Genomic DNA, 24,981 nt, shown 5'->3' on the forward strand with positions numbered 1-24,981 from the left:
CCCTTCGACTGTCTTACCCGTCAAGGGCAAGCCCGGAGGGAGCGCGCAATGGGGGCAGAGCGAAGATTCGCGGCATGGCGGCGCCGCACGGCGGTCGCGTTGGGCATGGCGGGCATGGTGGTGCCGCTGACCGTCGCACTCGGTGCGGCACCGGCGCAGGCGGCGACGTCGTGTACGGCGACCACCGGTCCGTATCAGAAGCAGGTCGAGAAGTTCCTCGGCCGTCCCGTCGACGGCCGGCAGTCCTCGGGGGACTGCCGCGCGACGCGGAGTTTCCAGATCAACCACGGCATCAGCCCGACCATCGGCTACGCGGGCCCCGTCACCTGGGGCGTCATGAAGCTGATCAACGCGCAGCGGGCGGCGGGGCACAACCCCAACGCGGCGCGTAAGTGCCCCACCAACAAGGGCCGCATCGCCTGCGTCGACCTCACCCGGCAGCTCAGCTGGGTGCAGGACGGTTCGCGGCTGGTGTTCGGTCCGGTGCCGGTGCGTTCCGGGCGGGACAAGTACGAGACCCGCACCGGGCTGAAAAAGATCTACTGGCGGGACAAGAACCACTGGTCGACGATCTACGACGTGGCCATGCCCTACAGCCAGTTCTTCGACGGCGGCCAGGCGTTCCACTCCATCGCGGGCAGCGTATGGTCGCCGCCCGGCTCCCACGGCTGCGTCAACATGCGGTCCGGTGACGCGAAGAAGTACTGGAGCCTGTTGCGGAACGGCGACGACGTGTACGTGTACGGGCGTAAGCCGGGCACGTGATCCGGCTGGTGTGAGCAGCGGCTGCCCGCCGGCATGGACGGGCAGCCGCATCGCTCCGTGGCGGCTACGCGGGCCGCACGCTTCCGTAGATCGGCATCTCGGTGATCGGTGCCTTCTTCACCACATCGCCCGGCTTCGGCGCGTGGATCATCATCCCGTCGCCGATGTAGAGCCCGACGTGGCTGATGTCGTCGTAGAAGAAGACGAGGTCACCGGGTTTGAGGTCGGAGGTCGAGACGCGCGTACCGGCCTTCACTTGGTCCCACGTGGTGCGCGGCAGCGAGACACCGGCGGCCTTCCAGGCGGCCTGGGTGAGCCCTGAGCAGTCATAGGAGTTGGGGCCGGTCGCGCCCCAGACGTACGGCTTGCCGAGCTGGGACTCCGCGAAGTCGATCGCCTTGGCCGCCTTGGTGCCGCTCGTGGAGGTGGACGAGCCGGTGCCGGTGCTGGAACCGGAACCGGAAGAGGAACCGCCGCTCGACTGCTGCTCCTGCGCCTGCTCCTTCTGCTTGGCCGCGGCCTCCCGCTGCTTCTCGGCCAGTTCGGCCGCCTTGCGCCGCGCCTCCTCGGCCTTCTTCTTCTCGATCGCCGCCAGTCGCGCCTTCTCCTTGGCGGTCAGATTCGCCAGCAGTCGGCGGGCCTGCGCGAGCTTGTCCTGGACGGACTTCTTCTTGGTCTTCAGCTCTCGCTGGGTCTCGTTCAGCGACTCCAGGCTCCTGGCGGCCTCGCCGCGCTCCTTGGCGGCCTTCGCCGCCTGCGTCTGGAAGTCGTCGACGGCCTTCTTCTGCGACCCGGCCATCCGGTTCATCAGATGGGACTGGTCGAACAGGTCCTGCGGGTCGTTGGAGAACAGCAGGCTCGCGGCGCTCGAGGTCACCCCGCCGTTGCGGTACTGGGCCGCGGCGTAGGTGCCGAGCGTGCGGCGGGCCTCGTTGAGCTTCTCCGTGTTCTCGGCGACGTCGTCCAGCAGCCGGTTGACCTTGGTGCGCTGCTTCTCGGAGCGCTCCTTGGCGGCGTTGTAGTGCTGGGTGGCGGATTCCGCCTGGTGGTAGAGGGTGTCCACCTTCTCCTTGACCGCCTCGATCGACTGCGTCGTGCCGGGCTTCGGATCGCCCGGGGCGGCGTTCGCGGTCTGGGAAAGGAGGGTGACGGAGGCGAGGGCGGCGGTGGTGAACCCGACGGCCGTACGGCGCCCGGTGGAGGACGCGGCGGTGGGTATTCGGGTCCGCGGCTTGCGGTGCGACGCCAAGGGAGGCGACTCCTTCCGTGGACCGCCTACCGGGTTAGCTGTCGGGTTCGGGCGGTACGGAAGGTTGCCCTACGGCCGTGCGCGGGCGGGACGCCACGTCGTACCTGCCGTACGTGTCGTATCGCAGCTCGGGCCGATTCACCCCGGGGTTGATTGGGCCCCTCCTCCCCGAAGGGGGTCAGGAGGGCGGGTCCCCGGCTCCGGGCGCCTTGCGACGTGGCCGGACTCGGCGGAGGCTGCCCGGGCCGACGCGGTTCGCCGACGGGTGCACGGGCTGCCTGAGGGAGGACGGTAGCCAACTCGTGGTGCTCCTGTGAAGGCTGGTGGTCGTTTTGCCCGAAACCGTTTCGTGACATCCATGTGCGGTCCATGCGTAGGCTGTCGGTAGGGCCGCCTAAACTCGGTGAGCGATGAGCAGCCTCTTTGACGACAGCTTCCTGGCGAATCTCGGGCCTCCGGGCGAGGAGCCCCCGCCGCCCGAGGATTCCGCACACCCGGGCCCCGCCGACGCCGAGGAGGTGCCGCACCACCTCTTCACGGGCGCGTTCGACGCGCCGGTGCCGAGCGGCCCCAGAGAGGCGTACTACCGGGACGGCGCGCCCCGCCCCGCCCTCGACCCGGCGGCGCTGCTGGAGGGGCTGAACGAGCAGCAGCGGGCCGCCGTGGAGCACACGGGCTCGCCGCTGCTGATCGTCGCGGGGGCCGGGTCCGGCAAGACCCGGGTGCTCACCCACCGCATCGCGTATCTGCTCGGCGCCCGCCATGTGCACCCCGGCCAGATCCTCGCCATCACCTTCACCAACAAGGCGGCGGGCGAGATGAAGGAGCGGGTCGAGGAGCTGGTCGGGCCACGGGCGAACGCCATGTGGGTATTGACCTTCCACAGCGCCTGCATCCGCATCCTGCGCCGCGAGTCGAAGAAGCTGGGCTTCACCTCATCGTTCTCGATCTACGACGCCGCCGACTCGAAGCGGCTGATGGCGCTGGTGTGCCGGGATCTCGATCTCGACCCGAAGAAGTTCCCGCCGAAGTCGTTCAGCGCCAAGATCTCCAACCTGAAGAACGAGCTGATCGACGAGGAGACCTTCGCCGGTCAGGCGGCGGACGGTTTCGAGAAGACGCTCGCCGAGGCGTACGTGATGTATCAGTCGAGGCTGCGCGAGGCCAACGCCTTCGACTTCGACGACATCATCATGACCACGGTCAATCTGCTCCAGGCGTTCCCGGACGTCGCCGAGCACTACCGCCGCCGCTTCCGGCACGTCCTGGTCGACGAGTACCAGGACACCAACCACGCTCAGTACACGCTGGTGCGCGAGCTGGTGGGCACGGGCAAGGACACGGGCGCGGGCAAGGACACAGGTACGGACACGGGCCCGGACGCGGCCGGGGAGGAGCCCGGGGAGCTGTGCGTCGTGGGCGACGCCGACCAGTCGATCTACGCGTTCCGGGGCGCCACGATCCGTAACATCCTCCAGTTCGAGGAGGACTATCCGGACGCGCGGACGATCATGCTGGAGCAGAACTACCGCTCCACGCAGACCATCCTGAGCGCGGCCAACGCCGTCATCGAGCGCAACGAGAACCGCCGCCCGAAGAACCTGTGGACCGAGGCGGGCACCGGCGCCACCATCACCGGGTACGTCGCGGACACCGAGCACGACGAGGCCCAGTTCGTCGCCGACGAGATCGACCGGCTGACGGACGCGGGGGACGCCCGCGCCGGGGACGTCGCGGTCTTCTACCGCACCAACGCCCAGTCCCGTGTCTTCGAGGAAATCTTCATCCGGGTCGGGCTGCCGTACAAGGTCGTCGGCGGGGTCCGCTTCTACGAGCGCAAGGAGGTCCGCGACGTCCTCGCGTATCTGCGCGTGCTGGCCAACCCCGAGGACGCCGTACCGCTGCGCCGCATCATGAACGTGCCCAAGCGCGGCATCGGCGACCGCGCCGAGGCGATGATCGACGCCCTCGCGTCGCGCGAGAAGATCACCTTCCCGCAGGCGCTGCGCCGCGTCGACGAGGCGTACGGCATGGCGGCCCGCTCGGCGAACGCGGTCAAGCGGTTCAACACCCTCATGGAGGAGCTGCGGACCGTCGTGGAGTCGGGCGCGGGCCCGGCGACCGTCCTGGAAGCCGTGCTGGAGCGCACCGGCTATCTGGCGGAGCTGCAGGCGTCCACCGATCCGCAGGACGAGACCCGCATCGAGAACCTCCAGGAGCTGGCCTCCGTGGCGCTGGAGTTCGAGCAGGACCGGGGCGAGGAGAACCCCGGCACGCTCGCGGACTTCCTGGAGCAGGTCGCGCTCGTCGCCGACTCCGACCAGATTCCCGACGAGGACGAGGAGGGCGCGGGGGTCATCACCCTGATGACGCTCCACACGGCCAAGGGGCTGGAGTTCCCGGTCGTCTTCCTCAGCGGCATGGAGGACGGGGTCTTCCCGCACATGCGCGCGCTCGGCCAGACCAAGGAGCTGGAGGAGGAGCGGCGGTTGGCGTACGTCGGGATCACGCGCGCCCGCGAGCGGCTGTATCTGTCGCGGTCGACCATGCGCAGCGCCTGGGGCCAGCCCGCGTACAACCCGCCGTCCCGCTTCCTGGAAGAGATCCCCGACCAGTACGTGCAGTGGCGGCGTACCGGTCCCGCGACCCCGTCGGCGTCGATGGGCGCCATGACGTCGGGCAGCGGGTCGGGGCTGTCGTCCGGGTTCTCGTCGTCGCGCTCGCGGTCCGGGTCCGGGTCCGGTGCGAGTGGTTTCGCGACGCGGCGGGCGAAGGACCGCCCGGTGGTCTCCCTGGCCATCGGGGACCGGGTGACGCACGACTCGTTCGGGCTCGGCACCGTGGTGGCGGTGAAGGGCACCGGGGACAACGCGGAGGCGACGATCGACTTCGGCGGCGAGAAGCCGAAGCGGCTGCTGCTGCGGTACGCGCCGGTCGAAAAGCTCTGAGCTGGTGTAGGAGCCGGTGTAGGGGGGGGCGGTCAGTTGGGGTCGAGGCCGTGGCTCTGCAGCCACGGCTGCGGGTCCACTGCCGCCCCGCCGCCCGGGTGCACCTCGAAGTGCAGGTGCGGGCCGGTGGAGTTGCCGGAATTCCCCGAGTAGGCCATGACATCCCCGGCCTTGACCGTCCCGGAGCGGATCTTGGTGCTGCTGAGGTGGCAGTACCAGGTCTCCGTACCGTCGGGAGCGGTCAATATGACCATGTTGCCGTAGGCGTCGTTCCACTGGGTCCGCACGGTGCCGTCGGTAGCCGCCATGACGGGCGTGCCCTGGCTGACCGGGAAGTCGATTCCGGTGTGCAGGGACATCCAGTTGATGCCCGCCTGGCCGAAGCCCGCGCTCAGCCCGTGCTGCTTGACCGGCAGCGAGAACTTCGGCCGCATGGCCTCCTTGCGCGCCGCCTCCGCGGCCTTGCGCTTCTTCTCGGCGGCCTGACGCGCCTTGAGGTCGATCCGCTCCTGGGTACGGCTGGCGCGCTCCCGGAAGTCGTTGACGCCGTCGTCGACTCCGGCGAGCCGGGTGTCCATCTCGCTGTTGGCGACGGATGCCTTGACGGGCTGCACGTCGGGGGCCGCCTGCGTCGTCGATTCGTCCTTCTTGTCGCTGGACATGCCGCTCACGGAAGCGGCGGCCACGGCGGTGACGCCGAGCGCGCAGACGGACGGGACGGCGACGGTGAGGAGGGCGGAGCGCTTGGGGCGGGAGGGCGCGGAGCGGCGGCGGGCGCGGCTGCCGGAGCGGGGGGTGGTGGCGGCGGTGGCGGGGGCGGACGGCGGCGTGATGTCGGCGACGGGATCGGGGGCGGGTTCCGGCTCGGCCACGGCTTCGAAGACCGCGGTCTGCTCGAAGGGCGCCGTCCCGTCGTCGTACTGGGGCTCGTCGTACGGCTGCCCGTCGTATTGCTGCCCGTCGTACTGCGGTTCCTCGTACTGCGGTTCCTCGTACTGGGGCTCGTCGAGGGTGGCGTAGGCCGAGGTGTCCCAGAACTGGGTCTGCCCGGTGTCGACGCCGGAGGTGTCGTACGCGGCGTGCTGGCTGATGACCTCGTACTGCCCCGAGATGTCGTACGCGCCCGTGTCGTACTGCCCGGTGGTGTCGTACGCGCCTGTGTCGTAGTGGCCGGTATCGACCTGTCCGGTATCGAACTGCCCCGAATCGACCTGACCCGTGTCGTACTGGCCGGACTCGTACTGTCCCGTGTCGAACTGGCCCGTGCCGGTGTCGTACTGCCCGGTGCCGGTGTCGTACGCGCCCGTGTCCCACTGCTGGGAGTGGGCCTCCTGCGGGGAGTGCGCCTCCCAGGCACCGGCGTCCCAGTGGCCGCCGGTGTCGTCCTGCTGCTGGGTGGGTACATCGGTGGGCAGTTGATAGCCGGAGGCGGCCCACATCGCGGTGGTGTCGTAGGCGCCGGTGTCGTACGAGGTGCCGTCGCCGCCCCACTGGGACGCGTCGTACTGACCGCTGTGCCCGCCGTCGGGGTTGCCCTGGCCGTCCCCGTAGCTGCCCGGGAGGGAGCCGAAGAGAGGGTCGGCCTCACCGTATGCGGCCCCGAGGTTGTCGAAGCTGCCGGTGGAGTAGCCGTCGTACCCGGCATAACCGTGCGCTGTGTCCTGGTGCTGGCCGTAAGCCTCGTCATAGGAATACGAGGCGTCGGGAGCGGGGACGGTCGGGGTTGCCCCCAACGGGTGACGGTCGTTCACCACCAACTTCTCTTTCGCCTCGGCTGCAGGAGAATTAGCGGCGACTGTACCCGGCGGTACGCGGGAGCGACAATCTTCAGCAAGTTTTGGGCATCACGGGAAAGGGCATTTGGACCTCTTTCGGTTGACTGTGCGCCCACTCTTGGCCCGACGTTCGACGGCTGTTCGGCAATTTTCGGCCGTATCAGGCGACCGAGAACGTGCCCGAAGTGTCCATCTGGGCCGCATTGGCGGCGTCCAGCGCCTCCCGGATCCCGGCGGCGACGGCCGGGTGGACCGGTAGAGCGAGATGTCCCACACCGCTGACCCGGATGTTGCGAAAGATCAGATCCGGATGGTCTATGCGGGCGACTTCCGCCGGGATCATCAACTGATCCACATCACTCCAGAAAGAAACGAAACGCGTACGGCATTCGGGGGCAGGTTGCCTCAACTCCGTTATCACCTCGGAGTCCGGGCACATCTGACGCACGAGCGGATGTGCGGACAACAAGGGCGCAATGCGGGTGCCGGAGTGCGGAGTACCCAGCGTGACCAGGGAGTGCACCCGCGCGTCGCCGCCCAGCCGCTGGACGTAGTAGCGCGCGATCAGCCCGCCGAGGCTGTGGCCCACGATGTCCACCTGGCTGTGGCCGGTGCGGGCTTGGATGTCCTCGATGTGGCGGGCCAGCAGCGCGGCGGCGGTGCGGAGGTCGCAGGTCAGGGGGGAGTAGTTGAGGGCCTCGACATGCTGTCGGCCGTGGCGGAGGAGGGAACGGCGCAGCAGGACGAAGACGGAGCGGTTGTCGATGAAGCCGTGGAGGAGGACCACCGGGCGCTGCCCTTGGAGGTCGGGCGGGGGTGTGGCGGGCGGACGCTCCTGGCGGAGGCCGGTGGGGTAGAGGAGAAGATGCCCGGCGAGGATGGCCAGATCAACCGCAAGGGCCCGAATCCTTCGCTGCCCGCCTTGCCTGTTCTGCCCGCCCTGCCTGTTCTGACTGCATACGAGGCCCACGACGACCGCCCCCTTGTGCCCGTGTGTTGCTGGCAGCCGTGGTTCGTGGCGGACCGCGCCGCCGCACCGCGATGCCATGCCCATGCCATGTCGCAGTCCCTATGCGACTGCCGGGTGGCACTGCGCGGTGCGACGGTCCCCGCTGCGGCTCCCCTTGGTGGTCGACCCGAGGCCGAACGTGTCCCGGGTGTGATTTCCCCCTCGCCGCGCATCGCGAAACTGCCGGGTAGGGGATGCTTGCGGGAAGCTGGAGATAACGTTCGTTCACGCGGATGCGCGAGCTAGGGCTTGGAGGCTGCGATGGGTGTGACCGGTCCGATCCGTGTGGTGGTGGCCAAACCGGGCCTCGACGGCCATGACCGCGGCGCGAAGGTCATCGCGCGGGCGCTGCGCGATGCGGGCATGGAGGTCATCTACACCGGCCTCCACCAGACCCCCGAGCAGATCGTCGACACCGCGATCCAGGAGGACGCCGACGCGATCGGCCTCTCGATCCTTTCCGGTGCCCATATGACCCTCTTCGCCAAGGTGCTGGAGCTGCTGCGGGAGCGCGAGGCGGAGGACATCAAGGTCTTCGGCGGCGGCATCATCCCCGAGGCCGATATCGCTCCGCTGAAGGAACAGGGCGTAGCGGAGATCTTCACCCCGGGCGCGACGACGACGTCGATCGTCGACTGGGTCCGCCAAAACGTCCGCCCAGTCCCCGCCTAGCCCCCGCCCGGCCCGCCACCCGGCAGACGCGCCCCGGGACGCCCGCCATCCCCGGCCCCCAGCGAGTGCACGCCGCCCCCTGGCCGGGCTCGAAGCCGAAGCCCCGACCGAGCCCGGGCCTGGTGCGCGCGCCCCTGCGCGGCCCTGTCCGCCCCGGTGGGCGCATGGCGGGGTCCGGGGCGGAGCTCCGATTTCGGGAAGGGGCGGGGTAGGGGAATCAGCCCCCGGCCAGTTCGGAGCGCATCGCCGCCCGCAGCCTCAGCGTCCCCACCAGCCGCTGGAACGCCTCCGACCAGTACCCACCGGCACCCGGCGCCGCGCCCTCCGGCTCGTCCGGGAGTGCGGTCAGCACCTCCAGGCGGTCCGCCTGGGCCGGGTCGAGGCAGCGCTCGGCCAGGCCCATGACCCCGCTGAAACTCCAGGGGTAGCTGCCCGCGTCCCGCGCGATGTCCAGCGCGTCCACGACCGCCCCGCCCAGCGGCTCGGCCCACGGCACCGCGCATACCCCCAGCAACCTGAACGCGTCGGACAGCCCGTGGGAGGCGATGAAGTCGGCGACCCACTGCGCCCGTTCCGCCGGGGGGAGGGCGGACAGCAGCTTCGCCGGGTCCCGCCAGGCCGCCGCGGCGGGGGGCGCGCCCGGGGAGCCGAGGAGCGCGCGGGACCACTCCGCGCTCCGCTGCCGGACGGCAGCCCGGCACCAGGCGGCGTGCAGGTCCCCCTTCCAGCCGTCCGCGACCGGCAGGGCCACGATCCGGCCCGCGTCCAGGCCCCCGAACCACTCGGACCAGCGGGCCAGCGGCGTGGCCTCCACCAGCTGGCTCAGCCACCAGGACCGTTCCCCCCGGCCGGACGGCGGCTTGGGCACGACGCCGTCGCGCTGCATCCCGCTGTCGCACCGCGCCGGTGCGTCGACGGTGATCTGCCCGGCGTCCGGGGACAGGGAGACGCAGGCGGCGGACCGCTCCGCCATCCGGGCGGCGAACGCGGAGGCGGGGAGCGCGGCCAGCAGCTCGGCGGCGGTCGCCCGGACGTTCCGGCTGCGGTCGGACAGGGCCTGTTCGAGGAAGGGCTCGTCGGAGGACGCGAGGTCGTCGCGGAGCGAGTCCAGGAACATCAGCCGGTCTTCGGCACGCTCCATGGACCAGGTGCCGCTGAGCAGGGCCAGCCCGGCGGCCGGGTCGCGGTGGCGGGTCCTCGCCAGCAGCGACACCCGCTCGGCGAACAGCCCCTCTTCCCACTGCCGCCGCACGTCGGCGTCGGCCGCGGCGGCCTCGCCCGGCTCCGACCCGGGCGCCGTGCCCCGCCCGGGCGGCCCACCCCGCAGCGCGAACTTCCAGTCCGGGTTGAGCCGGGCGAGCCACAGCGCCCGGGGCCCGGCGAGAGTGAGCGCCTCGGGCCGCAGGTCGGTACGGGCGCGGGCCGCGTCGAGCAGGGTCGGGAGCAGCGCGTCGGGCGCGCGGTAGCCGTACTGGTTGGCGAGGGCGAGCCATTGGGGCAGCAGCTCGGCCAGGTCGGGGGCGGAACGCGGCCCGCTGCGCCCGGGGGCCGAACGGTCGGCGAGCAGCATCGCCAACCGGTTGCGGGCGGCGGGCGGGAGCGGGGTGCGCGGGTCCTCGGGCGCGGGGGCCGGGCCCGGCCGGGCGGCGGCGGGGCGCAGCCCGGCCCGCCGCCGTACGGTGCTGAGCGCCGCGGCGTCCAGCAGGGCGGACGGCGCGTCCTGCCCGGGGCGCGCGGCGACGGGCGGGGTACGGCGCTCGGTGCCGAGCAGGGCGGCGGCGACGAGGTCGTCCCACGTCACGGGCGCGGGCAGGGGCGCGGTGCTGGTGCTGGTCAACGCGTGCCTCCGTACGAGGTCGGGCCGGTGCCCGTGGCGAGCGGGACGGGCTCCGGATCCCAGGTGGTGAGGGGCGTGATGCCGCGGTGCCCGCACTCGCCGAAGACGGTGACGGGGCGGCCGCCTGATATCGCCGTGAGCTGCCACAGGTTCGTATGGCCGAGGCATCGCGGGTCGACGGGGAGCGCGGTCCCGGCCGCCTCGTCCGCCAGCTGCCATCCGTCGGCACCGGGGACGGGCGTGACGCCGGAGAGCACGACGGGCCAGCCCTCCAGCCAGGGATCCTCGCTCAGCGCCTCGCCGTAGGCGGCGAGCGCCGCGGCGATGCCGCCGCCGTCGGGCACGCCGGCGGGCGCCGCGGTTTCGGCGGCCGCCCCGCCCTCGGCGGCGGCGGGCCAGCCGGGCGGCAGCGGGGGCGCGGCGGGCGGATAACGCGTGCCCAGCGCGGCCCGGAGCGGACGCGTGCCCGGGTAGTAGATGAGGTCCGCGTCGAGCACCAGCCCGGGCGGCAGCGCCTGCTCGGGAGCCCGGCCCGCCGCGCCGAAGGACAACAGGAGCGCCATCCGGCCCGTGGCGCGGCCGCGGAGCCAGATCCGCCGGGTGGTGAGCTTGCCGTCATTGCTGTCCTGGCGGCCCAGGGCGAGCCAGTGATCCCGGACCGGCTGCCCATGCGCCAGCAGCTCGGCCACCGGCGTCGTGATGCCGACGCGTGAGCGCGTGGTGGCGGCCAGCTCCTCCGGCAGGCTGTCGAGATGGAGGAAGCCCTGGTCGAGGAGGTGCGCCAGGGCGCATTCCTCCAGCAGGCGGGCGGGCCAGCCGGGGCCGGAGGAGGGAATCGCGCCCAGCTCCCGCACCCGCGCCTCCAGGCCGGGGGCCTGGGCGTCGACCATGCGGGCGGCCGTCTCGTCCCACGCCCCGTATCCGGCGCGGTCGGCCGTGGCCAGCCCGTCGCGCAGCAGGTCCGCGAGCCGCTGCTCCAGCTCCGTGGCGCCCGCCGCGATGCGCTGGGCGCGCCGCTCGGCGCGGCGGCGGGCGGCGTCCGGATCGGCGGCCCCGCCCGCCCCCTTCCGCGCGCCCTCGCCGCCGCCCCCGCCCCCGGCGGCCTCCGCGCCCGCGCCCCCGTGCGCGGCCCCCACCGCGCTCCGCTCGCGCTCGCGCCGCTCGCCGAGCCACTGCTCGGCCCACTCGGGCGGTTCCCCGCCCTCCGGCACCCCCGCCCCGCCGGATCCCCATAGAAGCAGCAGCCCCAGCGCGTGCTTGCACGGGAACTTCCGGCTCGGACAGCTGCACCGATAGGCGGGGCCGTGCAGGTCGACAACCGTCCGGTACGGCGTGCTGCCGCTGCCCGCGCACAGCCCCCAGACCGCCTGACCCCGCGCGCCCGTGCCGGACCACGACGCGGCCCCCGCGAGCTTGCCGCCCGCCGTGCGTGACGCGGCGTCAGGAGCCAGGGCCAGCACCTGTTCCGCCCTCCAGCGTTCCCCCTGCGGATTCATGTCTGGGACGGTACGGGCCCCCACTGACAATTGCCCTGACCTGCGGGTTCGTTGATGCCGGGCCGGTTGTCAGTGGCGTGGTGCACAGTGAATTCGCGCGTCCGGGAGCGGAACGAGCAACGAGTCGTGGGGGAGCTGTGACCGTCACTGTGTCCGGAACCAATTCACCTGAAATCACCGAAGCCGTCGAGCCCGGCGAGGCCGCCGGAGTCCTCCGTCCGCACGCCGAGGACGCCTTCGCCGACGAGCTGAGCGCCCTGGCCGCCGCCGACGACCGCCCGCGCCCGGCCCGCTGGCGGCTGTCGCCGTGGGCCGTCGCCACGTACCTGCTCGGCGGGACGCTGCCCGACGGCACCGTGATCACCCCCAAGTACGTGGGCCCGCGCCGGATCGTCGAGGTCGCCGTCACCACGCTCGCCACCGACCGCGCCCTGCTGCTGCTCGGCGTCCCCGGCACGGCCAAGACCTGGGTCTCGGAGCATCTGGCGGCGGCGGTCAGCGGCGATTCGACGCTGCTGGTCCAGGGCACGGCCGGGACGCCGGAGGAAGCCATCCGCTACGGCTGGGACTATGCCCGGCTCCTCGCCCACGGCCCGAGCCGTGACGCGCTCGTCCCGAGCCCCGTCATGCGGGCGATGGCGGACGGCATGACCGCGCGCGTGGAGGAGCTGACGCGCATTCCGGCCGATGTGCAGGACACCCTGATCACCGTCCTGTCCGAGAAGACCCTGCCGATCCCCGAGCTGGGGCAGGAGGTCCAGGCGGTCCGCGGCTTCAACCTCATCGCCACCGCCAACGACCGCGACCGCGGCGTCAACGAGCTGTCCAGCGCGCTGCGCCGCCGCTTCAACACGGTGGTGCTGCCGCTGCCCGCGACCCCGGAGGACGAGGTCGACATCGTCGCCCGCCGCGTCGCGCAGATCGGCCGCTCGCTGGACCTCCCCGAGGCCCCGGAGGGTGTGGAGGAGATCCGCCGCGTCGTCACGGTCTTCCGTGAGCTGCGCGAAGGGGTGACCGGCGACGGCCGTACGAAGCTCAAGTCGCCCTCCGGCACCCTGTCGACGGCGGAGGCCATCTCCGTGGTGACGAGCGGACTGGCGCTCGCGGCCCACTTCGGCGACGGCGTGCTGAGGGCCGGCGACGTGGCCGCGGGCATCCTGGGCGCGGTCGTCCGCGACCCGGCCGCCGACCGCGTCATCTGGCAGGAGTACCTGGAGGCGGTCGTCCGCGAGCGCGACGGGTGGAAGGACTTCTACCGCGCGTGTCGAGAGGTGAGCGCGTGAGGGCTGCGGAGCACACGCCGCCGGGCGGCGCCGACACCGGACGGACCGGGCCGCGCTCGGCGTCGGCCACGGAGCATGCCGGGAAAGCGAGTACGCCCGCCGCGCGGGTGGCTCAGCGGCACGACGGCCCCGCGGAGGCGAGCCGGGCGGCGGCAGGGGAAGCCGCCGGTGCCGCCCAAGCTGGCGGGGGCGTCGGGCCGGGGTGGCCGTTGCTGTTGGGGGTGCGGCATCACGGGCCCGGGTCGGCGCGGGCCGTGCGGGCGGCGCTCGACGAGTGCGCGCCCGACGTCGTGCTCATCGAGGGCCCACCGGAGGCGGACGCGCTGGTGCACCTCGCTGCCGACGAGGGCATGCGCCCGCCCGTCGCGCTGCTCGCGCACGTGGCGAACGACCCGGGGCGCGCCGGGTTCTGGCCGATGGCCGGGTTCTCGCCGGAGTGGGCGGCCATCCAGTGGGCGCTGGCCCGCGACGTGCCCGTGCGGTTCATCGACCTCCCGGCCGCGCACTCCCTGGCCATGACCGCGAAGGGCGACGCGGACCGATCAGGCGACGCCGAGCGGGTGCGCGTCGATCCGCTCGCCGTCCTCGCCGAGGCGGCCGGGTACGACGACCCGGAGCGCTGGTGGGAGGACGTCGTCGAGCACCGCAGCGTCGCCGGGACCGCGGCGTTCGCCGCCGTCGGCGAGGCCATGGGGGAGCTGCGGGCCGCGTACGGGCACGGCGGGCACGAGGACGACGCCGTCCGGGAGGCCCATATGCGGCTGCGGATGCACGCGGCGCAGCGGGAGTTCGGGGAGGCGGTCGCCGTAGTGTGCGGGGCCTGGCACGTACCGGCTCTGGCCGCCCGCGCCACCGTGACCGCCGACCGGAAGCTGCTCAGGGGCCTGCCGAAGGTCAAGGCCGAGATCAGCTGGGTGCCCTGGACACACCGCAGGCTGGCGCGGCACAGCGGTTACGGGGCGGGGATCGCCTCGCCCGGCTGGTACAGCCATCTCTTCCACGCCCCGGACCGGCCTCTGGAGCGCTGGCTGACCAAGGTCGCCGGGCTGCTCCGGGACGAGGACTTCGCGGTGTCGTCCGCGCATGTCATCGAGGCCGTACGGCTCGCCGAAACCCTCGCCGCCCTGCGCGGGCGCCCGGTCGCCGGGCTCGCCGAGACGACGGATGCCGTGCGGGCCGTCATGTGCGAGGGCTCGGACGTGCCGATCGAGCTGGTGCGGGACCGGCTCGTGGTCGGGGACGTGCTGGGCGAGGTCCCCGCGTCGGCACCCGCCGCACCGCTCCAGCGGGACCTGCGGCGCACCCAGCGCTCGCTGCGGCTGGCGCCCGAGGCCGGGGAGCGGGAGCTGGAGCTGGACCTGCGCAAGGACATGGACGCGGGGCGCAGCCGACTGCTGCACCGGCTGCGGCTGCTGGGGGTCGGCTGGGGCACCCCGGCGGCATCGCGCGGCAGCACCGGCACGTTCCGCGAGACCTGGCGGCTGCGCTGGGAGCCGGAGCTGTCGGTGCGGGTCGCGGAGGCGGGGGTGTGGGGCACCACCGTGCTGTCGGCGGCCACCGCCAAGGCCGAGTCCGAGGCGCTGGGCGCCACGGCCCTCGCCGAGGTCACCGAGCTGGCCGAGCGCTGTCTGCTGGCCGCGCTCCCCGACGCCCTTCCCGTGGTGATGCGCGCGCTCGCCGACCGCGCCGCGCTCGACGCCGACGTGGGCCACCTCGCGCAGGCGCTGCCCGCCCTGGTGCGGTCGGTGCGGTACGGGGACGTGCGCGGCACCGACACCGCGGCGCTCGGCGAGGTCGCCGTGGGCCTGGCCGAGCGGATCCTGGTGGGGCTGCCGCCCGCCTGCGTGGGGCTCGACGCGGACGGCGCCGCCGACATGCTCCGCCACCTGGAGGCGGTGCACCGCGCGATCGGCCTCCTGCCGGAGCCCAGCCCGTCCGGGCCCGGCCCGGCCGGTTCGGGCGAGGGCTCGCTCCGGGGGCGTTGGGCGGGTGTGCTGCGGGCCATCGCCGGGCGGGACGGTACGCCCGCCACCCCGGGGCTGGTCCGGGGCCGGGCCGCGCGCTTGCTGCTGGACGACGGGAGGCTCGCCGAGGACGAGGCGGCCCGATTGATGCGGCTCGCGCTTTCGCCCGGCACCGCACCACCCGAAGCGGCCTCCTGGATCGAGGGCTTCATCGGGGGCGGCGCGGGCGGCGGGATGCTGCTCGTCCACGACGAACGGCTGCTCGGCCTCGTCGACGGCTGGCTCACCTCCGTACCCGCCGAGGCGTTCACGGACGTCCTGCCGCTGCTGCGGCGCACCTTCTCCGCGTACGACACGGGCGTCCGCCGCACCCTGGGGGAGCTGGTCGGCCGCGGCCCCGGACCCGCGGCCGGTGAGCCGCGCGCGCCGGGCGCCGAAGCGGCCCCCGCGGTTCCCGCCGCGCCCGGCTTCGGCCCCGGGCTCGACGGGGACCGTGCGGCCGCCGTCGTACCGACGGTCCGGCTGCTGCTCGGCCTGGACTCCGGCCCTGACCACGACGACACCGCGGAGGCGGCCCGATGACGGACACGGACACCGGTACGGACGCGGGCGACGAGCGGCTGCGGCGCTGGCGGCTGGTGCTCGGCGGCGAGGGCGGCGACGGCACCGGCTGCTCCCTCAGCGGCGACGACGCCGCCATGGACCGCACGCTCGAAGCCCTCTACGGGGACGGGGGAGGGGACGGCCCCGGGGGCGCGGGCGCCGCCGCCGGAAGCGGTGGCGGCCCGGCGGGCGGCGGCCCGCGGTCCGGCGGGCTCGGCGGCTCCGCGCCTCAGGTGGCGCGCTGGCTCGGTGACATCCGTACGTACTTCCCCACCTCCGTCGTCCAGGTCATGCAGCGTGACGCCATCGACCGGCTCGGCCTGTCGGCGCTGCTGCTGGAGCCCGAGATGCTGGAGGCCGTGGAGGCGGACGTGCATCTGGTGGGCACCCTGCTCTCGCTCAACAAGGCGATGCCGGAGACCACCCGGACCACGGCACGCGCCGTTGTCCGCAAGGTCGTCGAGGAGCTGGAGAAGCGGCTCGCGACCCGCACCCGCGCGACCCTCACCGGCGCGCTCGACCGCTCAGCCCGGGTCAGCCGCCCGCGCCACCGGGACATCGACTGGAACCGCACCATCCGCGCCAACCTCAAGAACTACCTCCCCGAGCACCGCACGGTGGTTCCCGAGCGGCTGGTCGGCTACGGGCGCGCGGCGCGCGGGGTGAAGAAGGACGTCATCCTGTGCATCGACCAGTCGGGGTCGATGGCCGCGTCCGTGGTGTACGCCTCCGTCTTCGGCGCCGTGCTCGCCTCGATGCGGTCGATCGCCACCCGGCTCGTCGTCTTCGACACCGCCGTCGTGGACCTGACCGACGAACTGGACGATCCGGTGGACGTCCTGTTCGGCACCCGGCTCGGCGGCGGCACCGACATCAACCGCGCCCTCGCGTACTGCCAGTCGCAGATCATCCGGCCCGCGGACACCGTCGTCGTGCTGATCAGCGACCTCTACGAGGGCGGCATACGCGACGAGATGCTGGGGCGGATCGCCGCGATGAAGGCGTCCGGGGTGCAGTTCGTGGCGCTGCTCGCGCTGTCCGACGAGGGGGCGCCGAGTTACGACCGGGAGCACGCGGCGGCGCTCGCCGCGCTCGGCGCGCCCGCCTTCGCGTGCACCCCCGATCTCTTCCCGGAGGTGATGGCGGCGGCGATGGAGCGGCGCCAACTGCCGATACCGGACATGGCGATGCATCAGTGACCATCAGCGGCCGGGGGCTTGCGCGGCCCCCTGTGGGTCGTGCAAGGATCACTCCCGTCGCCAGGACGTGAATGTGACCGTCCGGTTGGCGCCTCGCCTGTTGTCCGTACCAGGGAAGGCCCCCTTTTGTCTGCCGTGTTCGCTTCGCCTGCCGCTGTGCGCTTGCCGCGCACCGTGGCCGCGCGGCGAGCGCTGCTGGCGACGCTGTTCCTCGGGGGCTTCCTGGCACTCGGATTCCTCTTCGGCGGCAGCGCCCACGCGGCCGAGCGGGGAGAGCTGGCCGGATCGGTGACGGGCCACCAGGCCCAGGCATCGGACCTGCTCGACTCCTCGCCCGCCGCCAAGAAGGACACCGGGAACGACGACGCCGGGAAGCACATCCCGGCCAAGTCGGCCCCGGCCAAGGCCAAGGCGGCCAAGGCGGTCCAGGCCGCCGACACCGTGGCACGCAAGACGGCACACACCGCCACCTCCACGGTCCGCAAGACCGTGGAACCGGTGCGCGAGCCGGTCGAGCGGCATGCGCGACAGGTCACCGATCCGGTCGATGACCTGGTCAAGGAGGCCACGGGCACGGACCTTCCGGTGCGGCTGTCCGAGGTCGGCGACGCCGGTGTGGACGCCCTGGGCGACGCCCCCGGCGCGCACCGTGCCGCGTCGGGCCACGGCCCGGCCGCGGCCGACGCCGACGAGAACCACGCCGTGCCGCACTCGGCCAAGCCCGCCACGGCCCCGCTGGGGCCGGACACGGCGGCCGCCACCGCGCCCCGTACCGCCGACTCCCACGACCACGGCCATGGCGCCGTCGTCCGGGCGGCCGACGGCGCGGACCAGGGCAGCGGCGCACCGGCGCCGATGCCCCTCCCGCGGTCCCCCCTCGGGACCGTCACCCAGTGCACCGGCGACAGCGGCGCTCCCCGTGGCGGGAACACCCACGCCGCTCTGCCGCCGTCCGGCGCCGCGCAGTTCGGGCTCGCGCCCGGCGCGGTCCGTGCGGACAGCTCCGCGCCGACGCGCGAGCGGTACAACGAAGTCCTCGAATTCCCCGGCTAGGGCAGACCTTCCCCCGTCTGTACAAGACCTGCCGCGCGGGGGCGGGTCAGGTCTGCCCGTTCGCTAACCCCCTCTTGAATTCGAAGGACTTCTTCCACCATGCGCAACAACATTCGCCGCTCCATCCTCGTCGCCGCTGCCGCCACCGGTATCTGGGCCCTCGGTTCCGCCGCCGCCAGCGCTGCCGAGACCCCGAACGTCCCCTCCACCGACAGCGTCGCCAGCACGGTGGACGGCGTTACGGACAAGGTCACCGACACGACCGGCAAGGTCACGGACACCACCGGCAAGGTCACCGACACGGTTGACGGTGCGACCGGCGATGCGGCCGACACGTCCAAGCTGAACGACTCCGCGAAGAAGACCGTGGACGGCGTGACCGGGGGCGTCGAGGACACCGTCGACGGTGCCGCCAAGGGCCAGCTGCCGGACGTTTCCAAGACCACCCGCGACGTGACCGGTGGCGCGCTCGACGGCGTGAACCGTGACGCCAAGCCGGGCAAGGTCGTGAAGAAGGCCCACCACGCGGTGAAGTCCGTCCAGAAGGCCGCCGACGTCGACCTGCCCACCGGCGAGGTGCCCGGCGTCGTTCCGCACCTGCCGGGCCTCGGCTCGCTGCCGGTCAACGGCTCCTCGCTGCCCGACGCCGCCCCGGTGCCGTCCGTCAAGGGCCTCCCGGCCGAGGTGCCCGCCCAGCTCCCGGCCGCCCCGAAGCTGCCCGCCGCCCCCGGTGCCGCCGACAACCTGCTCGCCTCGCTCTCCGGTGCGGGCGTGCGCCCGGAGGAGCTGGCGGGCAAGGCCAAGGGCACCGTGGGCATCGTCAAGCCGGTCGTGAACGGTGTCGCGAACGATGTGCTGCCGCCCGTCGTGAACCACGTCGTGGTCAAGGTCGTCCCGGTCGCGCAGGGCACCGTGGACGACGCGGGCGTGCTGGCCGGTGACGCCGTGGGCAAGACCGTTCCGTACGTCGGCTACGTGGCCGGGAGCGCGCAGGGTTACGCGCTGGGCACCGCCAGCAACGTGGTTCCGTTCGCGCAGGGCACTGTCGGCGACGCCGTGCCGTTCGTGCAGAACACCGTGACCAACGCCGTGCCGGTCGCCCAGAACACGGTCACCACCACGGTTCCGTTCGCCGCCGGCCTGGCCACCAGCACCGTTCCGTTCGCGGTGGAGCTGGGCGGCTCCGTGGTCACGAACGCGCAGGGCACCGCGGTGGACACCGTGGCCCGGGTGCAGAGCCTGCTCCCGGTGGCCCCGGTCGACCTGACCGACGCCGCCAACATCCCGGCGCTCCCGGCCCTCCCGCAGGTCCCGGCGCACCTGCCGACCGACCTGCCGCAGGTCCCGGCCCAGCTGCCCACCGACCTGCCGAACGTCCCGGCCGACCTGCCGTCGGTTCCGGCGCACCTGCCGACCGACCTGCCGCAGGTTCCGGCCCAGCTGCCGACTGACCTGCCGAACGTCCCGGCGGACCTCCCGCAGGTTCCGGCCCAGCTGCCCACCGACCTGCCGCAGGTCCCGGCGCACCTGCCCACCGACCTGCCGAACGTCCCGGCCGACCTGCCCGCCGTCCCGGCGCAGCTGCCGACCGACCTCCCGGCCGCCCCGGCCGCCCTCCCGGCCGTCTGATAGCCGAGACCGCATGACCGCCGCGTACGGCGGCGCTGAAGCCGCCGTACGCAGCCGTAACACCGCGCAACAGCCGAGAGCGGGCAGTCCTCGTTGGGGAGGGGACTGCCCGCTCTCGTTTGCGAGATAGGTGCGTACGGTCGCGATCTGTGACCGTAATCACCGCTCCAGTGTGATCTGCGATTTAGGGTCGCACGGCTCGTGGTTATAGCCTGCGAGACGGACATGCCGCGTACCCGGCGCACGTGTGCCGCCCTCTCTTAGATCGCGTCCTCACGCTGGCCATCGCGGCACGCCCGCGCAGATAACGACCGCGATATCCATGGAAAAGGGACGGACGCGCGTGGACCTGTTCGAGTACCAGGCGAGGGACCTCTTCGCCAAGCACGGTGTACCGGTGCTGGCCGGTGAAGTCATCGACACGCCTGAGACGGCGCGCGAGGTGGCCGAGCGCCTGGGCGGCCGCGCGGTCGTCAAGGCGCAGGTGAAGGTCGGCGGCCGCGGCAAGGCCGGTGGCGTCAAGCTGGCCTCCGACCCGGCCGACGCCGTGGAGAAGGCGACCCAGATCCTGGGCATGGACATCAAGGGCCACACGGTCCACAAGGTGATGCTCGCCCAGACCGCGGACATCAAGGAGGAGTACTACGTCTCCTTCCTGCTGGACCGCACCAACCGCACCTTCCTCGCCATGGCGTCCGTCGAGGGCGGCGTGGAGATCGAGGTCGTCGCGGAGCAGAACCCCGACGCGCTCGCCAAGATCCCGGTGGACGCCATCGAGGGCGTGACCCCCGAGAAGGCCGCCGAGATCGTCGCCGCCGCGAAGTTCCCGGCCGAGATCGCCGACCAGGTGGCGGACGTCCTCCAGCAGCTGTGGACCGTCTTCATCAACGAAGACGCCCTGCTCGTCGAGGTCAACCCGCTGGTCAAGACCGGTGACGGCAAGATCATCGCGCTTGACGGCAAGGTGACGCTGGACGCCAACGCCGAGTTCCGCCAGCCGGAGCACGCGGCGCTCGAGGACAAGGCCGCGGCCAACCCCCTCGAGGCGGCCGCCAAGGCCAAGGGCCTCAACTACGTCAAGCTCGACGGCGAGGTCGGCATCATCGGCAACGGCGCGGGTCTGGTCATGTCGACCCTCGACGTCGTCGCATACGCCGGTGAGAACCACGGCAACGTGAAGCCCGCCAACTTCCTCGACATCGGTGGCGGCGCCTCCGCAGAGGTGATGGCCAACGGTCTTGAGATCATCCTCGGCGACCCGGACGTCAAGTCCGTCTTCGTCAACGTCTTCGGCGGGATCACCGCCTGCGACGCCGTCGCCAACGGCATCGTGCAGGCCCTGGAGCTGCTGAAGTCCAAGGGCGAGGACGTCAGCAAGCCGCTCGTCGTGCGTCTCGACGGCAACAACGCGGAGCTGGGTCGCAAGATCCTCACCGACGCCAACCACCCGCTCGTGCAGCAGGTGGACACCATGGACGGCGCGGCCGAGCGCGCCGCCGAGCTGGCCGCGAAGTAAGGGACGAGGACACCAGAAACCATGGCTATCTTCCTCACCAAGGAAAGCAAGGTCATCGTCCAGGGGATGACCGGGTCCGAGGGTCAGAAGCACACCCGTCGGATGCTCGCCTCGGGCACCAACATCGTCGGTGGCGTGAACCCGCGCAAGGCCGGCACCACCGTTGACTTCGACGGCAACGAGGTACCGGTCTTCGGCTCCGTCAAGGAGGCCATCGAGGCCACCGGCGCCGACGTCACGGTCATCTTCGTCCCGGAGAAGTTCACCAAGAGCGCGGTCATCGAGGCGATCGACGCCGAGATCCCGCTCGCCGTGGTGATCACCGAGGGCATCGCCGTTCACGACTCCGCCAACTTCTGGGCCTATGCCGGTCAGAAGGGCAACAAGACCCGCATCATCGGCCCGAACTGCCCGGGTCTGATCACGCCGGGTCAGTCGAACGCGGGCATCATCCCGGCCGACATCACCAAGCCCGGCCGGATCGGTCTGGTGTCGAAGTCCGGCACCCTGACCTACCAGATGATGTACGAGCTGCGGGACATCGGCTTCTCGTCCTGCGTCGGCATCGGTGGCGACCCGGTCATCGGCACCACCCACATCGACGCGCTGGCCGCCTTCGAGGCCGACCCCGACACCGACCTGATCGTGATGATCGGCGAGATCGGTGGCGACGCCGAGGAGCGGGCCGCGGACTTCATCAAGGCCAACGTCACCAAGCCGGTCGTCGGCTACGTGGCGGGCTTCACCGCGCCCGAGGGCAAGACCATGGGCCACGCCGGTGCGATCGTGTCCGGTTCCTCCGGCACCGCCCAGGCGAAGAAGGAGGCCCTGGAGGCCGCGGGCGTGAAGGTCGGCAAGACCCCGACCGAGACCGCCGGTCTGGCGCGCGCCGCGCTCGCAGGCTGACGCCGGCGTCACACGCGGGCGCGGGCCCGTACCGCCGGATGGGTGGTGCGGGCCCGCGCCTTTTGCGCTTCCGGTCCGTTCCCGGGCCGGTCCCGGGGCCGTAAGGCACCGCGCGGCAAAAGGTACATAAGCCGACTACGTCCGACACGCGACTAATCGCTTGATGTACGGATGAAACGACTGTTATTGGCAGCATGGGCCCGTGACCCAAACGACCGATCGCAGTCCATCGGTGTCCTCACGCGGTAGCGCCGCGCTCCAGCGCCCCTCCGTCGCCAGGGAAGCGTTCCTCGGCGGCGTGGTGGCCGCGGGGCTCGGGCTGGGCACGCTCGCCGTCGTCGTCCTGCTGCTGTGGATCACCTCCTCGTCCCCCGACAGCAGCCCCGACGGGGCGCTGCACGTCGCCGCCGACCTGTGGCTCCTCGGACACGGTGCCGACCTCGTACGGACCGTGACACTGTCCGGGCATCCGGCGCCCGTCGGGCTGACCCCGCTGCTCATCAGCGCGCTGCCCTGCTGGCTGCTCTACCGCGCCGCGCAGCACGCGGTCTACCAGGGCCAGGAGGAGGAGGCCGAGGGGCAGTGGGTGCCCGAGGACTCCGTCGTCGACCCCCGCACCGCCTTCGGCTGGGTGACGAGCGGCTATCTGCTCGTCGGCACGGCGGCGACGCTGTACGCCACGGCCGGGCCGCTGCACGTCGACCCGCTCAGCGCGGCGCTGCGTCTGCCGCTCTTCGCCGCGGCCGTCGCCGCCCTCGGCGTATGGGTGGCCGACGGCCGGTTCCCGGTGCGGCTGCCCGCGCGGGCGAAGGCCGCGCTGGACCGGATTCCCGGTGCCACGCGGCTGGCGGCGGGCGTCGTCCTATGCGCGTCGAAGCTGCGCGGAAGCTGGTGCCGACGGCGCCGACTGCTCGCCGCGTGCCGCGCCGGGGCCAGCGGGCTCCTGGTGCTGCTCGGCAGTGGCGCGCTGCTCACCGCGATCTCGATGCTGAGCCACACCGGATCCGTACAGCTGGCGTTCCTCCAGCTCAGCAACGTATGGCAGGGCCGCTTCGCGGTGCTGCTGGTCAGCCTGGCGCTGCTGCCGAACGCCATCGTGTGGGGCGCGGCGTACGGAATCGGCGCCGGTTTCACGGCCGGGGGCGGCAGCGTGGTCGCCCCGCTCGGCGTCACCTCCTACCCCCAGCTGCCGCACTTCCCCCTGGTCTCGGCGCTGCCCGCGGAGGGCCCGCACTGGCCGCTGAACTGGGTGGCCGGGGCCCTGGCGGGGGCGTCGGTGGCCTGGCTGACGGCGGTCGCGGCGGCCCGGCGGCCCGGCAAGGGCGCGCCCCGCCCGGCCTGGGGCTGGGGCGAGACGGCGGTGCTGGCGGCGCTCGCGGCGATCGGCTGCGCGGCCGTGATGGCGCTGCTGGCCGCCGTGTCGGGCGGACCGCTGGGCGTGGGCGTCCTCGCCGACCTCGGGCCCGACTGGTGGCGCACCGGCACGGCCACGCTCGTCTGGACCGGGTCGATCGCGGTACCGGGCGCGCTGGTGGTGCGCTGGGTGCGGCTGTACGTCCCCACCCGGACGACCTGGGCGGAGTGGAAGGCGGCCCGCGCGGCGAAGGCCCGGGTGCGGGCGGAGGCGCGGACGAAGAAGCGGGCGGCCCATGAGGAGGCGCTGGCCCGGGTGGCGCTGGAGCCGAAACCGGAACCGGAGGCCGAGCCGATCGACCTGCGGAAGGCTATGGCCGAGCCCTGGTGGCAGTGGCTGCGCCCGAGCCGCCCGCGGCGCGGCGGCAAGCGGAAGCGGGGGCCGGAGCGGGCCCAGGGCCCGGCGACGAGCCCGGGCCTCGGTGCCGGGGTCGGCACGGGCATGGGGGCGGGCACCATGGCCGACTTCATGGGCGGCATGGTGGGCGCGACCGGCCCGATGGGCTCGGTGGACCCGGTGACGCTGGAGCCGCACCGCAGGCCCGACTCCCAGGAGGAGACCCCGTAGACCGGGCCGCCGCCGGATGACAGCCGGGGCGCCGCACCCAGACCGGGTCGGCGCCCCGCGGCGTGTCTATTCGCTGGTGCTGAGGAGGGGCCGCAGCTCCTTGGGGAGCTGGGTCTCGCAGGCGTGCCGGGAGGTCTGGGTGAGGGCGTCGTCCACGCAGGTGTAGTAGTCGTGGTAGACGATCTGGAAGCTGAACGTCGCCGCCACGATGGCGAGCGCGAGCCCGCCCGTGACCAGACCGCTGATCGCCGCCGTCGACTGCGGCTTCGACGAGCCGGAGCCGGGCGCGGGCAGCCGGGCCGGGGTGGCGCCGGGCGGCGGGGGCGGGGCGTTGAGCGGCGCGTTCGCCGTGCCGCTCACCGCGGCGGACGAGGCCGTGGCGGTACGGCGCGGCTTGGCCCGCAGCGAGCTGATGCCCCAGTAGAGCGCGAGCGCGCCGAGCAGCAGCGCGATCTGGGCCAGGCTGAACAGCGCGAAGAAGAACGCCCACATGCCCGCCAGCAGCGCGTACCGGGCGCGCCGCTGGGCCGGGTCGGTGGGGTCCCAACCGCGCGGACCGGCCGGTCCGCCGCCCTGGCCGCCGTTCCCGGAGGGGCGGGTGCCGCCGGGGCCGGAGCCGAAGCCGCCGCTCTGGCGGCCGGGCTGGCGGCTGCTCCACTGGCTGCCCCAGGCCGGGGGCTGCTGCGGCTGATCGTCCTGGGCGCCGGAGCTGTCGCCGCCGTTCCCGGAGCCGTTCCCCGAGCCGTCCCCGCTGCCGCTGCCGTCCTCCGGCCGGTGCCGGGGCTGCCAGGGCTGGTCGGGCCTGCCCTCGGGCGGCGGGGCGAAGGGATTGTCCTCGTGCCGGTCCTCGCCGCTGTGGTCCCCGGGGCCGTGGTGGTCCCCGGGCGAGGCGGAGGAGGACGAGGGGGACGAGGAGGACGACGGTGACTGCTGCTCGCGCAGCAGCGGCGTCGTACGCGACGTGCGGGCGCGCCTCATCGCCGCCCCCCGGTGAGAGCGGGGGTCGGAGTGAGGCGATGAGCCGCGCGGCGGCGTCGGTCCGGCATCTGGAATGTGTCTTCCCCTTGTGTCGTCGTCCCGCACACGCGGTCCGGGT

17 protein-coding genes and 1 riboswitch are annotated in these 24,981 nt (G+C 72.9%); of the genes, 11 read left to right on the forward strand and 6 right to left on the reverse strand.

Going from position 1 to position 24,981, the window contains the following annotated elements:
• Positions 1-48 precede the first annotated feature (48 nt).
• Positions 49-765: a L,D-transpeptidase family protein gene (locus ACZ59A_RS22940; RefSeq protein WP_470961162.1), complete on the forward strand. Its 717-nt coding sequence runs from the start codon at positions 49-51 to the stop codon at positions 763-765.
• A gap of 64 nt (positions 766-829) precedes the next feature.
• Here the strand turns inward: ACZ59A_RS22940 and ACZ59A_RS22945 are convergent, their stop codons facing one another.
• Positions 830-2,014: a C40 family peptidase gene (locus ACZ59A_RS22945; protein ID WP_470961164.1), complete on the reverse strand. Its 1,185-nt coding sequence runs from the start codon at positions 2,012-2,014 to the stop codon at positions 830-832.
• An 8-nt stretch (positions 2,015-2,022) separates the two neighbouring features.
• Positions 2,023-2,256, reverse strand: a riboswitch (cyclic di-AMP (ydaO/yuaA leader).
• Between the two features lie 168 nt (positions 2,257-2,424).
• On the opposite strand from ACZ59A_RS22945, the gene pcrA reads away from it, so the two are divergent.
• Positions 2,425-4,962, forward strand: a complete 2,538-nt coding sequence (pcrA, locus tag ACZ59A_RS22950) for a DNA helicase PcrA (RefSeq protein ID WP_470961166.1) — start codon at positions 2,425-2,427, stop codon at positions 4,960-4,962.
• Positions 4,963-4,994: 32 nt separating this feature from the next.
• Here the strand turns inward: pcrA and ACZ59A_RS22955 are convergent, their stop codons facing one another.
• Both ACZ59A_RS22955 and ACZ59A_RS22960 read right to left on the reverse strand, forming a co-directional pair.
• The gene (locus tag ACZ59A_RS22955; RefSeq protein ID WP_470961167.1) at positions 4,995-6,713 is read right to left on the reverse strand and encodes a M23 family metallopeptidase; all 1,719 of its coding nucleotides are present in this window, start codon (positions 6,711-6,713) and stop codon (positions 4,995-4,997) included.
• Positions 6,714-6,897: 184 nt separating this feature from the next.
• Positions 6,898-7,791 carry an esterase/lipase family protein gene (locus ACZ59A_RS22960; protein WP_470961169.1) on the reverse strand — a complete coding sequence of 298 codons (894 nt, stop codon included), beginning with the start codon at positions 7,789-7,791 and terminating at the stop codon, positions 6,898-6,900.
• 216 nt (positions 7,792-8,007) lie between these two features.
• On the opposite strand from ACZ59A_RS22960, the gene ACZ59A_RS22965 reads away from it, so the two are divergent.
• Positions 8,008-8,418: a cobalamin B12-binding domain-containing protein gene (locus tag ACZ59A_RS22965; protein WP_468049436.1), complete on the forward strand. Its 411-nt coding sequence runs from the start codon at positions 8,008-8,010 to the stop codon at positions 8,416-8,418.
• 217 nt (positions 8,419-8,635) lie between these two features.
• Here the strand turns inward: ACZ59A_RS22965 and ACZ59A_RS22970 are convergent, their stop codons facing one another.
• Both ACZ59A_RS22970 and ACZ59A_RS22975 read right to left on the reverse strand, forming a co-directional pair.
• Positions 8,636-10,255, reverse strand: coding sequence for a DUF5691 domain-containing protein (locus ACZ59A_RS22970; protein WP_470961171.1), 1,620 nt, complete (start codon positions 10,253-10,255; stop codon positions 8,636-8,638).
• Positions 10,252-11,751: an SWIM zinc finger family protein gene (locus ACZ59A_RS22975; protein WP_470961173.1), complete on the reverse strand. Its 1,500-nt coding sequence runs from the start codon at positions 11,749-11,751 to the stop codon at positions 10,252-10,254. The genes ACZ59A_RS22970 and ACZ59A_RS22975 overlap by 4 nt, the downstream gene beginning before the upstream one ends.
• 137 nt (positions 11,752-11,888) lie before the next feature.
• Here ACZ59A_RS22975 and ACZ59A_RS22980 point away from each other — a divergent pair, with 137 nt between their 5' ends.
• The 8 genes from ACZ59A_RS22980 (at position 11,889) to ACZ59A_RS23015 (ending at position 23,885) form a co-directional block, all read left to right on the forward strand.
• Positions 11,889-13,034 (forward strand): ATP-binding protein, encoded by a 1,146-nt coding sequence (locus tag ACZ59A_RS22980; RefSeq protein WP_470961175.1) that lies wholly within the window; start codon positions 11,889-11,891, stop codon positions 13,032-13,034.
• 209 nt (positions 13,035-13,243) lie between these two features.
• A complete protein-coding gene (locus ACZ59A_RS22985; RefSeq protein WP_470961802.1) occupies positions 13,244-15,580 on the forward strand; it encodes a DUF5682 family protein in 2,337 nt (778 codons plus the stop codon).
• Complete coding sequence (locus ACZ59A_RS22990) at positions 15,577-16,800, forward strand: VWA domain-containing protein (RefSeq protein WP_470961177.1); 1,224 nt, start codon at positions 15,577-15,579, stop codon at positions 16,798-16,800. The genes ACZ59A_RS22985 and ACZ59A_RS22990 overlap by 4 nt, the downstream gene beginning before the upstream one ends.
• Positions 16,801-16,956: 156 nt before the next feature.
• A complete protein-coding gene (locus tag ACZ59A_RS22995) occupies positions 16,957-17,853 on the forward strand; it encodes a hypothetical protein (RefSeq protein WP_470961179.1) in 897 nt (298 codons plus the stop codon).
• Between the two features lie 99 nt (positions 17,854-17,952).
• Positions 17,953-19,482, forward strand: a complete 1,530-nt coding sequence (locus tag ACZ59A_RS23000) for a hypothetical protein (RefSeq protein ID WP_470961181.1) — start codon at positions 17,953-17,955, stop codon at positions 19,480-19,482.
• A gap of 343 nt (positions 19,483-19,825) precedes the next feature.
• On the forward strand, positions 19,826-20,998 hold the full coding sequence (gene sucC / locus ACZ59A_RS23005; protein WP_385438854.1) for an ADP-forming succinate--CoA ligase subunit beta: 1,173 nt from the start codon (positions 19,826-19,828) through the stop codon (positions 20,996-20,998).
• A 21-nt stretch (positions 20,999-21,019) separates the two neighbouring features.
• The gene (gene sucD, locus ACZ59A_RS23010) at positions 21,020-21,904 is read left to right on the forward strand and encodes a succinate--CoA ligase subunit alpha (protein WP_009717120.1); all 885 of its coding nucleotides are present in this window, start codon (positions 21,020-21,022) and stop codon (positions 21,902-21,904) included.
• A 232-nt stretch (positions 21,905-22,136) separates the two neighbouring features.
• Complete coding sequence (locus ACZ59A_RS23015) at positions 22,137-23,885, forward strand: cell division protein PerM (RefSeq protein ID WP_470961183.1); 1,749 nt, start codon at positions 22,137-22,139, stop codon at positions 23,883-23,885.
• Between the two features lie 66 nt (positions 23,886-23,951).
• On the opposite strand, the gene ACZ59A_RS23020 is transcribed toward ACZ59A_RS23015, so the two are convergent.
• Positions 23,952-24,863, reverse strand: coding sequence for a hypothetical protein (locus ACZ59A_RS23020; protein WP_470961185.1), 912 nt, complete (start codon positions 24,861-24,863; stop codon positions 23,952-23,954).
• Between the last annotated feature and the right edge of the window lie 118 nt (positions 24,864-24,981).

This window comes from Streptomyces sp. NPDC040405, from assembly GCF_055595765.1.

What these genes read in the sequence shown, in the direction of transcription:
- pcrA (WP_470961166.1), top strand. Translation starts at nt 2,425, where the DNA reads ATGAGCAGCCTCTTTGACGACAGCTTCCTGGCGAATCTCGGGCCTCCG.
- ACZ59A_RS22990 (WP_470961177.1), top strand. Translation starts at nt 15,577, where the DNA reads ATGACGGACACGGACACCGGTACGGACGCGGGCGACGAGCGGCTGCGG.
- ACZ59A_RS22975 (WP_470961173.1), bottom strand. Translation starts at nt 11,751, where the DNA reads ATGAATCCGCAGGGGGAACGCTGGAGGGCGGAACAGGTGCTGGCCCTG.
- ACZ59A_RS23020 (WP_470961185.1), bottom strand. Translation starts at nt 24,863, where the DNA reads ATGAGGCGCGCCCGCACGTCGCGTACGACGCCGCTGCTGCGCGAGCAG.
- ACZ59A_RS23000 (WP_470961181.1), top strand. Translation starts at nt 17,953, where the DNA reads ATGCGCAACAACATTCGCCGCTCCATCCTCGTCGCCGCTGCCGCCACC.
- ACZ59A_RS22960 (WP_470961169.1), bottom strand. Translation starts at nt 7,791, where the DNA reads ATGGGCATGGCATCGCGGTGCGGCGGCGCGGTCCGCCACGAACCACGG.
- sucD (WP_009717120.1), top strand. Translation starts at nt 21,020, where the DNA reads ATGGCTATCTTCCTCACCAAGGAAAGCAAGGTCATCGTCCAGGGGATG.
- ACZ59A_RS22940 (WP_470961162.1), top strand. Translation starts at nt 49, where the DNA reads ATGGGGGCAGAGCGAAGATTCGCGGCATGGCGGCGCCGCACGGCGGTC.
- ACZ59A_RS22965 (WP_468049436.1), top strand. Translation starts at nt 8,008, where the DNA reads ATGGGTGTGACCGGTCCGATCCGTGTGGTGGTGGCCAAACCGGGCCTC.